The organism is Atribacterota bacterium (assembly GCA_028703475.1).
GTDB lineage: Bacteria > Atribacterota > Phoenicimicrobiia > Phoenicimicrobiales > Stramentimicrobiaceae > JAQVMU01.
In genome coordinates this window covers 1-11269 of the sequence record JAQVMU010000053.1, presented here as the reverse complement: position 1 = coordinate 11269, position 11269 = coordinate 1, and the positions used below count along the sequence as shown (strand labels likewise).

The window sequence follows — 11269 nt, the reverse complement described above, 5'->3', positions numbered from 1 at the left end:
TTACATTATCGTAAGAGAAGATGGTAATGCTGACGGAAAATTTACTAAAATAGCAGAAGAAAACGAAGTACCAATTACATTTATCAAAGATACTAGAGATCTAACTGAAGTAATAAAATTAATGTACTCTGAATCTTAAGCATTAAGTAGATATAAACTACACATTAGCTTACGTATTAAACTGATTTAGGAGGAAAATATTGTAATGTATCAGGAAACAACGATAACTTTGATCGTTATGGTCATTGCTTATGTCATTAGTATGTGGAAATTGAAGTCAGCAGAGATTTCCATGGTTATAGCAGCCGTAGCCGGAGCAATTGCTGCCGGCTTCGGTTTCCCTGCACGAATTTTAGTAGAAGGGACATTTACCTATCTTAATCTTGGATTGATTTTTGTTACAGCTTCAATTTTTATAAATATTTATTCTGAAATGGGCGCTATAAATGCGCTGGTTGTTAAAATAATTGAAAACTTTTATGAAAAAAAATGGGTAGTATTTTCATTATTAACTTTTGTCATGTTGATTCCGGGAGCTTTAACCGGTGCGGGAAGTGTTTCAATCTTTGTAGTTGGCGGAATGGTCGCTAATATAATGCAGTATATGGGCATTTCCAAATTACGAACCGCTGGATTTGTATATGTTACTGCTATGCTGGCTGCTGCTGCTCCCCCAATAAACCTTTGGGCAATGTTGATGGCTGCCGGGGCAAATATGCCCTATGTTGGTTTTACTTATATTTTAATAGTGCCAATATTGATTATTGCTATATTTACAATTATTTATTATGGACGAGGTGGCGTTGCTCAAAAGAAAGAAGAAATTTTAGCCCAAATACCTAAACCCCCCAAGGAGCTAACCGGTATCAGAATTGCACTACCTTTACTAACTTTAGTATTTCTTTTCTTGATTTCTCAATATGCAGCATTCTCAATTCCCGTATTAGGATTACCTTTAATGTTTGTTATCTGTGCCATTGTTACCATGATTGTTAACCCAAAAAAGACCACATTAAAGCGTTATTATGAAGTTGTTGTCAACACAATGGAGCAAGTCTTCTCGCTGTTGGCAACAGTTATTAGTGTTGGAATTTTAGTTACCATAATGACTTCCAGTGGAGTTAGAGGATTAATTGCCATTACCTTTATAACATTACCTCTATTATTAGTATACGCCTTGGTATTAATTTTTGGACCACTTGCTCAAGGTTCTTTAAGTTATGGTAGTGCCATTATTATAGGTGTACCTATAATATTCATGTTTAATTCTATGGGAATAAACAATACTGTTGTTGCTGCGGCTCTGTCACTAATATTTCCATTAGGTGATTGTCTGCCACCTTCTATGATTGTAGGGCGGGTGACCATTGAAACAGTAAAATATGATGGCTCGTATCTTAATTTCTTAAAAGGTGTATCAGTTCCCTGGTTATTTATGGGAGCAGTTGCTTTGCTAATGCTTATTTATGCAAATGATTTAAGTTTCTTAGTAGGCTAAAACTAAAAAAATGAAAGAAGAGGTGACATAGTAATTATGATAATGTTACAAAATTTAGTGCATATAATTTACATAGTTATATGTGCAGCTTTTGCCTTATTGCTTTTACGAGGATTGTTTAAAAGAAAAACCAGGACAAACTGGGTTTATGATATTATCTATGCTTACACTTTAATACCATTTCTGTTAAGGGCTTTACGGATTAAATAGGGGGATTTCACAATGAATAATGTTTTTGTAAGAAGATTGATTATTTTAGCTGTAATATTAGTTATTACCTTTTTCGGAGGTAAAGAACTATGGGATATACGTCACTTTAAGCAATCCATTGTGGTTTCTGAAGATTTCACAGAAAAAGTTATGCTAAGTGATTATTTTGATGGTATTAAGGATACATGGGTCGATACCCCTGTTTATATCTATGATTCGGGTAATCCGGGTGGAACGATGTTATGGATGGGTGGCACACATCCATATGAACCTGCTACCATGGTTGCTGCTTATGTCGCTGCTGAAAATATAAAGATTGATAAAGGTAAAATATTTTTAGTACCGGTTGCCAATAGAAGTGCCTGGAGTATGGGTGACTATGGGTTTGGTTATCCTTCCTACTTTACCTTAGAAGGTGATTGGGGTGAGAAAAAATTCCGTATTGGAGCCAGAAATACTAACCAGTTAGACCAATTCCCTGACCCGTTTACTTATATTCATTATCCATCGAGACAGAACCTGGCTTATGAAGATATTCGTAATTTAAACAGGACTTATCCGGGATACCCGACTGGCAGTTTAACAGAAAGACTATCTTTTGCCTTTATGGAGTTGATAAGAAATGAAAACATTGATTTGGTTATTGACATGCATGAAGCATCACTTATGTACCCGGTAGTAAGCACTTTTGTTGCCCACCAGGATGCTGATGATCTTGCTATGATGGCTGCAATGAACCTGAGTGCAGAACAGTTTCCAATGAAAACAGAGACTTCTCCAAGAGGATTGCGCGGTCTTACTCACAGAGAAATTGGTGATTACAGTGATGCATTAGTAGTTCTGATGGAAACAGCTGAACCTTTTATCGATAGAGTTGCCAGTAAACTTACTGAAGAATTAATGGTAGAAGGAAAATGTGAATTCTTGCAGACTGCCTCAGAACAGGGCTTATTGTTTTGTGACCCTCCGTATGATATAGAATTTGGAAAACCGATATGGTACAGGGTAGGAAGGCATCTTTCATCTACAATGGAAGTTATAAAACAAATGGAATTCTTTTATCCGGAAAAGGAGATACAAGTAGAATTTCCTACGTATTTTGACTTAGAAGAACATGATATAATGCATTTTTTACATAACCCGGAAACTTCTGATGCTGATAGGTTATTCTATCAGTAAGCAGTAAGTAAAATATTAGAATAACGAGGAGGTGCATATTATAAGAATAATTAATTCCTGGACAGAAACTTAAAAACAATTAAATTCCTAACCTGTTATTCTTGAATGAGCAAAAAAAACAAAAATAAGGAGGAAAAGAAAATATGAAAGCAAATAAAATAATAATCCTAACAGCTATAGTGGTTTTAGCAACAGCCTTTTTAGGTACAACTGGAATGGCTGATCAGAATTGGGACCCTGAATTTGATGATCTGGGTTGTACTATTGTGGCAGTTGGTAAGGATGCTACTGTTAATGGTACAGCAATGATTACCCATAATGACGATTCTTCCAGTGCAGATTACCGTTTATGGATAATACCGGCAATGGATTGGCCGGAAGGTTCTATGAGAGATATCGTAGTTGGTGGACATGATTATGTCGATTATAGCAATTGGCCGGATGTTGACTACGGGGATAAAGCTTTTGTTATGGATCAAACACCACAAGTTGAACATACCTATGCTTATTTTCACTCCCGCTATTCCTTTATGAACGAAATGGGTGTAGCTATGGGTGAATCTACATTTAATGTGAATACGAGTATGCCTCTTGGTGAAGAAAAAAGACGCATAATGCGCGACGAAAGCACAGGACTTGTTGATTGCTGGTTAGCTCAGGATATTGCATTAGAAAGAGCAACAACCGCCCGGGAAGCAGTTCGTATTATGGGTGATTTGATAGAAGAATTTCAGTGGATAGATCAGGGCGGCGAAACTATCAATATTACTGATGGTGATGAAGTATGGATAATGGAAGCTTATGGTCTTGATATCTGGTGTGCAGTTAGAATACCTAATGATCATTTCTTTGTAGCAGCCAATAGAGCCAGAATAAGAGATGTTGACCTGGATGATGAAGAAAATGTTATGCACTCACCTAATTTGGTTTCCTTTGCAATAGATCAGGGTTGGTATGATCCTGATTCAGGTGAACCATTTAGTCCTGCTGATGTATATGCTCCGGACAATGGTCTTTACGCTTCCAGGAGAGAATGGAGAGCTTTAAAATTAGTAGCACCTTCATTAGATATTCATCCTGATGATGAGTATTTCCCATTTTCTGTAAAACCGGAGAAGAAACTCTCAGTACATGATATCTTTAAAATTAAAGGTGACTACTATAAAGGTACTGATTACGATATTTCTACCGGACCTGCTGCAGGGCCATTTGGCGATCCTTTGAAATACCCCAACACTCCAGGACATAATGAAAGAGCTATCAATATTATGAGAACATGTTATGTTCATATTGGTGAAGTTGACCCTAATCTCCCTGCTCCTTTCAAAGGAATCAGCTGGTATGGTTACGGTGCACCTGATACTTCCTATATTACACCTCTTTGGCCGATTATGACGGAATTACCGGAAGGTTACCAGATTGGTTCACGTTATGAAGATTTTGACAGAGATTCTTACTGGTGGACAAATACTTATGTTCAGGAAATGACTCAATTTAAATACAATGAAGCCATTGAAGAACTCTACAAATTCCGTGATCCTAAGTTGGAATCTTTGTATAAGATGACACCAATTATCCAAAAAGCAGCAGCAGAGCTTTATGAAACTGACCAGGAAGCAGCAATCCAGATGATTACCGATTATGCATACAGTAACGCTATGCGCTGGCATCAAGACTGGTTGGCACTAGGTGACCGTTTCTTCAGTGATTACTGGACTTTAAATACAAGAACAACACCTGAGTGGTTTGACAAGGTTTCTGCTTTATGGGCAGCTGAAAATATGCCTAAAATAGGAAGAAGAGATGGAGAACCAACTCTGGATGAATTGCCAATATGCCAATAATGTGTGAAAAAATAAAAATAAAAAGATTGATTTAAAATACAAACAATAAACTATATTGCCTCCCAATTTAAAAAATTGGGAGGCAATATAGTTTGATAGCAAATAAAAATGAAAAAATATTTAAGATTATTCATGAGAGGTATAAAAAATAATGAAAAGAAATAAATATTTATTAAGTTTGATAGTAATAGTCTTTGTCATCGCTTTTTCCGTATCCTACAGTTTCGCACAATGCACTATTATTGGTGCAGGTACTGGAGCCACAGTTGACGGATCGACTATTACTACTCATAATGATGATTCTGGTGTAGCGGATTTTCGCTTATGGATCATTCCTGAGATGGATTGGCCTGAAGGTGCTACCCGGGATATAGTTGTTGATGGTCATAATTATATTGATTATGGAAACTGGCCAGATATTGATTATGGGGATAAAGCTATTGTAATGGAGCAAATGAATCAAGTTGAGCAAACCTATCAATATTTACATTCCCGCTATTCCTTTATAAATGCAAATGGTTTAACCATGGGTGAGTCTACCTTTGGTCAGGGTAATACATCAACAGACTTAGGAAAAGAAATACGAACAGTTTTAAGGGATGATAGTGAAGGAATAGTAGATTGCTGGATGGCTCAGGATATAGCACTGGAGAGGGCTAAAACTGCCCGGGAAGCTGTCCGAATAATGGGAGATTTAGTTGAAGAATATGGTTGGTATGGCTCAGGGGAAATAATGAATATCTCTGATGGTGAAGAAGTCTGGATTGCAGAGTATTATGGCAGAGATTTGTGGGTTGCTGTAAGAATGCCCGATGATCATGTTTTTGTTGGGGCTAATACAGCAAGAATTAGAGGTATTGACCTGAATGATGAAGAAAATGTCATGCACTCACCTAATTTAATATCTTTTGCTGTAGAACACGGCTGGTATGATCCTGAAACAGATGGGCCTTTCAATCCTGCTGATGTATACGCCCCACGTACTGAAGGATACTGGAACCCACGAGAATGGCGTGTAATTGATCTGGTGGCACCATCTTTGGCAGTTGAGCCTTATCAGACACATTATCCACTATTTGTTAAACCGGATAACAAGCTTTCAGTACATGATATTTTTAAAATTTCCGGTGATGTATACCGTGGAACCGAATTCGATCTTACCAAAGGTCCGGGAGCTGGTCCATGGGGAGATCCTTTAGGTAATTATCGAATAGCCGGAAGAGAAAGACCGGTTGGTATACCGTTAACCTGTTATTTGCAAGTTTCTCAAACAAAAAGCTGGTTACCTGAACCAATAAAAGGTGTTGTATGGTTTGGTTATGGTGCAGTTGATTCTACCTATCTTACCCCATTATTGGCGTCAATGGAAAAATTGCCTGATTTCTATCAGACTGGTTCGAGATATGAGACATTTAGAAGAGATTCCGGGTGGTGGGTAAATAGTTATGTACAACAGATGGCAAGATTCAGATATAATGAGGCAATTCAGGATATTTACCAGATTAGAGACCCCAGAATGGAATCAATCTATAAACAAACTGCAGCATTACAAGAGGCAGCAGCTGAATTATATGAAACTGATCCGGAAATAGCGATTAAACTGTTAAGTGATTTTGCTTACAATACGGCAGTTGACTGGCATGAAACATGGTTACAGTTAGGTGATGAACTTATGGGTAAATATGCCTTTGACCGTGTTCGAGTACAAGGAGATATGTATCCGGAGTGGTGGATCGATTGGCTGACTCGAGCTGTTGAAGAGATTGAAGTGGTAGAAGTAGACTAAGCATCTTTTGCTATTATTTAAGCAGACATAAAAGGGAGGTTGCCAATTTAAAGACAACCTCCCTTTTATGTTAAATTAAAGAATAAATTAGTTATAATCGAGTAAAAGAGTTGATAATTAACAATTATTAGGATAATATTTATTAGATCACTTGATTTTCCTTATTTATATTACATTTTATGGAGATTAATATGAAAACATGGATAAAATATAACATAAAATTAAAAAATTTGATTATTTTATTTTTGATTATTATAATCGGATTTGTTGCAGTAGAAAACTCCATAAAAAGAGTGCATGTGCCTTATTATCAGTTACAGGTTGAAGCTGCCAGGGTAATGACTGAGTCTTTATATGTAATAAAGGAAGAAAGAGAAGCAAAAGGGATTGTGATTGATGAAAAATTAGATCCAAATAAAACAGGTCTAATTGGTGAAGAATATACATTATTGACCACCACTCTCGGTAATTTAAGCGCTAAGAGAACATCAACAAATCCCGATTTCGCTGCTTTAATGGTTAAATATTTTTATGAAGCCGGATTACAGTCGGGAGATATTGTAGCAATAGGGTCAAGTGGTTCATTTCCAGCATTATTAATTGCCACATTATCAGCATGTAAATCAATGGAATTAGCGCCATTGATTATTTATTCGATAGGCGCATCTGAGTATGGAGCCACAATACCGGAGCTAACATTTATTGATATGCTTGAAACTCTTCGTGAAAATAAAGTGTTGCCATATAAAATACTTGCTGTTTCTATGGGTGGAAATAAAGATCAGGCTGAGTCTATGCTTTTTCCTGAATCAGTGGAAATTATAAGGGATATTGCAAAAAAAACAGAGGCTTATTTTATAGATATAGAGGATTTGTCAGAAAATATCCAAAAAAGAATGGAAATATATAAAGAGGCGGCGGGGGAAAAACCAATAAAGGTATTTGTTAATATTGGTGGTGCTTCGGTAAATTATGGTAATACCTCTGCTTCAATTACTTATCCAAATGGCTTAGTTATTAACGGACCGAAAATTCCTGATAATCCGGAACGGGGACTAATTTTTGAATATCAATTGTTAAATATTCCGGTTATACACCTGTTAAATGTAAGGGATTTAGCATTAAAAAATGGTATCCCCATCGATCCAATTCCTCTTCCGGAAATAGGAACATCACAGGTATTTTTCCAGAATAAAGCACAAAAATGGATTATAGTTTTAATAATTCTTATCTCTGCTATTTATCTTTTTTTGGCAAAGAATAATAAAGAATAATAGTTTGAAATAATCTTTAATATATTTTTTAATGAAGAAAAAATTTGATTTATTGGGATTATACAATTAGAATAGTTTCAAAAATAAATATTAATAAGCGGTAGAAATAAAAATGAAAGAAAAACTAAAGAACAAAACAGTTATAATTCTGGTTCGACATGGAGAATGTAGGGGAAATAGAGAAGGTCTTTTTCGCGGTAGAAGTGATTTTCCCCTGAATGAAGTAGGTATTATGCAGGCGAGAGAATTAGCTCAGGAAATAAAACAATTTCATCCATCCAGAATATATACAAGTCCATTAACAAGGGCAACACAGACTGCGGAAGAAATAAAAAAGGAATGTAAGATTGAGGTTGAAAAAAGAGAAGCACTGAACAATATTGAGCTTGGCCCATGGGAAGGAAAATCAAAAGAGTATATTTCCAGGGAATACCCGAAAGAGTGGGAAATATGGTTAAAAGAACCGGAAAAATTATCTTTTTCAAATATGGAACCATTATATTCTGTACAAAAAAGAGCAAGAGAAGACTTGGATAATATAATTAAGAAACATACTGGAGAGTGTGTCGTCATTGTTTCTCACCGGGCACTTCTCAAACCCTTGATATCCTCCTGTATTGGCATATGCCAGCCTTATTTTTGGCGAATTCATTTAGACACTGCTTCTTATACTATAATTCACCACAAGAAAGAGCAGGGCTTTATTCTGGTTCAACTGAACCAAAATAAACATTTGAGTGAGTTTATTACTGAATGGCAATAGATAGATTAATCGTTTTGGTATTCAATTATTATTATTGTTTAAGATTCGGAGAAATTAAATATGATTAAAATTAACATAAAAAATATCAAAAAACAATTGATTGTTTTTATGATTTTAATATTTTCAAGTCTGACTGTTCCCTATTTATTACCTGCAACCTTTTTAGGTTCATACTTGCTTTGGATACTCTTATCTATTGGCACTATTATTTATGGAATTATGTTAATAGGAGGTTTAAAGTGAGTCGCTCATCTATCATGTTGTTAGGCATAACCTGCTGGTTTATTTTAGGTTGTATAATATCATTTACCGCTAAAAGAAAGACTGGTCCCGGAATTGCAGAATATTTTATCGCTAATAGGACTATTGGAGGGTTTGTAGCCGCAATGACCTATAGTGCTACAACCTATAGTGCGTTCATGATGGTAGGTTTAGTTGGGATGACTTATACTTTTGGAATCAGTACCATGGGTTTCGAGTTATCCTATTTGATGGGTACTATTCTACTATTAGTATTATTTGCACCGTACTTCTGGTCTATCAGTAAAAAGTATAATTGTATTACACCTTCAGAACTACTAAGCAAGGCATACCAGAGCCAGGCATTAGGTGCTATCGCTACGGTTTTTTCCTTGCTGATGTTGATACCTTACATGTCAGTTCAGTTTACCGGTATTGGTTACCTTTTAGAAACATTGACCGGTATTCCATATCAACTTGGAGTTACACTGGCATTGGTAATTGTTCTCGTCTTTACTATATGGGCTGGCATGCGTTCAGTTGCATGGACTGATACCTTGCAATCGATTATCATGTTCGCATCATCAATTATCCTGATTTTTTATGTAATGAATACATTTTTTGGTGGATTTGGTCAATTTTTTCAAATTATTCAAAATGACCATGGTGATTTGCTGAATGCTAATAAGATGCCTTACCAAAGGTTTTTAGGACTCACAATTCCCTGGCTATTTTTTGCTTTAACTAACCCTCAGGTTGCTCAGAGAATGTTTATTTCCAGGAATAAAAAAAGTCTCAGGACTATGATAATTGGTTTTTCATTCTTTGGTTTAATTTATACACTTATAGTAGTGCATTTAGGTTTAGCTGCAAGGCATATATTTCCGAATATTACCAACACTGATATGATTACTCCCTTGATTTTGGGAGAAATCCCTGTAATATTATCCTTGTTTGTGTTTTTAGGTATAGTAGCTGCCTCAGTATCTACTGTGAACTCTATAATTCTAACTTTAAGTTCAATGTGTGCAGTTGATGTATATGGTGAATTATTTAAAGCGGGAGAGGGAAAAAGATTGCTATTTGGAAAAATAATGGTGCCTATAATCGCTTTATCTGCTTTTTTCTTTTCACTGGGTCAATTCGGGATAATTGTTGAATTATCAGTAATGTCTTCTGCAGGATTATTAGCATTAGCACCAAGCTTCTTTGGAATATTTTGGGAAAAAGGAAATAGTACTGCTGCAATCAGCAGTATAGTTATTGCAGGGTTATCAACTATTATAATGTATTTTACTGGCTATTTTCCATTTGGTATCTGGCCGGGTATATGGTGTCTTATCATTTCAACTGTTGTATTTATCGCTGTAAGCAATATTGGCTTTCATAGAAAGAACAATATGTCATTAACAGTCAATTAAAAATAATATAATAATCTTACTTTGTAACAATGGCAGACTATATTTTTCTATTTATAAAATAATTCTGCAAACGATTCATGCCTTCTTCCAGGTTTTTCATAGAAGTAGCATAGGAGATTCTAAGGTATCCCTCAGCCATCTGCCCAAAATCGATACCAGGAGTTACCGCTACGTTTGCTTTATTCAAAATATCAAAGGCAATCTTAAAAGAGTCATTAGAATACTTTTTAATGTTTGCAAGGGCATAAAAAGCACCGGTGGGTTCTACTTTGGTAGCAATACCAATTTCGTGCAGCCGTTTTAACAGGAAGATACGACGTTGATTATAAATTTCAGCCATATTTTTTACATCTTCATCACAATCTCTTAAAGCAGCTAAACCGGCGGTTTGACTGAATGAGTTTGCACAAATAAAGAAATTTTGCTGAATTTTCTGTAAAGGGCGAATATATTCTTTTGGAGCAACTAAATAACCAAGTCGCCATCCGGTCATTGCATATCTTTTGGAAAAACCGTCTAAAATGAATGCCTTATCAGTATACTCAAGCATGGAATGTTCTTTGCCCTGGTAAACTAAGCCATGATAAATTTCATCAGAAAAAATATAGTATCCTAAATTTGCAATTGCTGCAAGTTCTTTTTCATTATAAACAGTACCGGTTGGATTAGATGGTGAATTAATCATAATTATTTTTGTTTTGGGGGTTATATATTTTTTAATATTATCAGTATCAAATTTGAAACCATTTTCTTCCTCTGCAGGCACAAAGACAGGTTTACCTTCTAAAAAGCTGATTATTTTTGGATAGCAGGCATAATGAGGATCAGAAAGAATTACTTCATCTCCTGGCTCAAGTATTGCAGCAAAGATAAGATACATTGCCGGAGAAGTCCCTGAAGTAACAATTATTTGCTCCGGAGAAATATTTACCTGATATTTTCTATAGTAATATCTGACAATTTCCTCTCTAAGTTCTATTTTTCCCATACTGTTAGTATAGTGGGTATCACCATTTTTAATAGCATTAATCGCTGCATCTTTAATAGGGCTGGG

The 11269-nt window shown here is 35.6% G+C and carries 10 protein-coding genes; 9 read left to right on the top strand and 1 reads right to left on the bottom strand.

Annotated features, from left to right (window positions below; genetic code table 11):
* The first annotated feature begins 205 nt into the window (after positions 1–205).
* The 9 genes from PHQ99_06320 (at position 206) to PHQ99_06280 (ending at position 10215) form a co-directional block, all read left to right on the top strand.
* On the top strand, positions 206–1498 hold the full coding sequence (locus PHQ99_06320; GenBank protein ID MDD4289185.1) for a citrate transporter: 1293 nt from the start codon (positions 206–208) through the stop codon (positions 1496–1498).
* A 36-nt stretch (positions 1499–1534) separates the two neighbouring features.
* Positions 1535–1708 carry a hypothetical protein gene (locus PHQ99_06315; GenBank protein ID MDD4289184.1) on the top strand — a complete coding sequence of 58 codons (174 nt, stop codon included), beginning with the start codon at positions 1535–1537 and terminating at the stop codon, positions 1706–1708.
* Between the two features lie 12 nt (positions 1709–1720).
* Positions 1721–2887 carry a succinylglutamate desuccinylase/aspartoacylase family protein gene (locus PHQ99_06310; protein MDD4289183.1) on the top strand — a complete coding sequence of 389 codons (1167 nt, stop codon included), beginning with the start codon at positions 1721–1723 and terminating at the stop codon, positions 2885–2887.
* Positions 2888–3030: 143 nt separating this feature from the next.
* Positions 3031–4731, top strand: coding sequence for a C69 family dipeptidase (locus PHQ99_06305; protein MDD4289182.1), 1701 nt, complete (start codon positions 3031–3033; stop codon positions 4729–4731).
* Between the two features lie 151 nt (positions 4732–4882).
* Positions 4883–6517 (top strand): C69 family dipeptidase, encoded by a 1635-nt coding sequence (locus tag PHQ99_06300; protein ID MDD4289181.1) that lies wholly within the window; start codon positions 4883–4885, stop codon positions 6515–6517.
* 191 nt (positions 6518–6708) lie between these two features.
* A complete protein-coding gene (gene pgsW / locus PHQ99_06295) occupies positions 6709–7791 on the top strand; it encodes a poly-gamma-glutamate system protein (GenBank protein ID MDD4289180.1) in 1083 nt (360 codons plus the stop codon).
* Between the two features lie 112 nt (positions 7792–7903).
* On the top strand, positions 7904–8554 hold the full coding sequence (locus tag PHQ99_06290; GenBank protein MDD4289179.1) for a histidine phosphatase family protein: 651 nt from the start codon (positions 7904–7906) through the stop codon (positions 8552–8554).
* A gap of 60 nt (positions 8555–8614) precedes the next feature.
* A complete protein-coding gene (locus PHQ99_06285; GenBank protein ID MDD4289178.1) occupies positions 8615–8797 on the top strand; it encodes a hypothetical protein in 183 nt (60 codons plus the stop codon).
* The gene (locus PHQ99_06280; GenBank protein ID MDD4289177.1) at positions 8794–10215 is read left to right on the top strand and encodes a sodium:solute symporter family protein; all 1422 of its coding nucleotides are present in this window, start codon (positions 8794–8796) and stop codon (positions 10213–10215) included. Before PHQ99_06285 ends, PHQ99_06280 begins: the two co-directional genes overlap by 4 nt.
* Before the next feature lie 37 nt (positions 10216–10252).
* On the opposite strand, the gene PHQ99_06275 is transcribed toward PHQ99_06280, so the two are convergent.
* The coding region (locus tag PHQ99_06275; protein ID MDD4289176.1) for a pyridoxal phosphate-dependent aminotransferase at positions 10253–11269 on the bottom strand (1017 nt) is incomplete at its 5' end.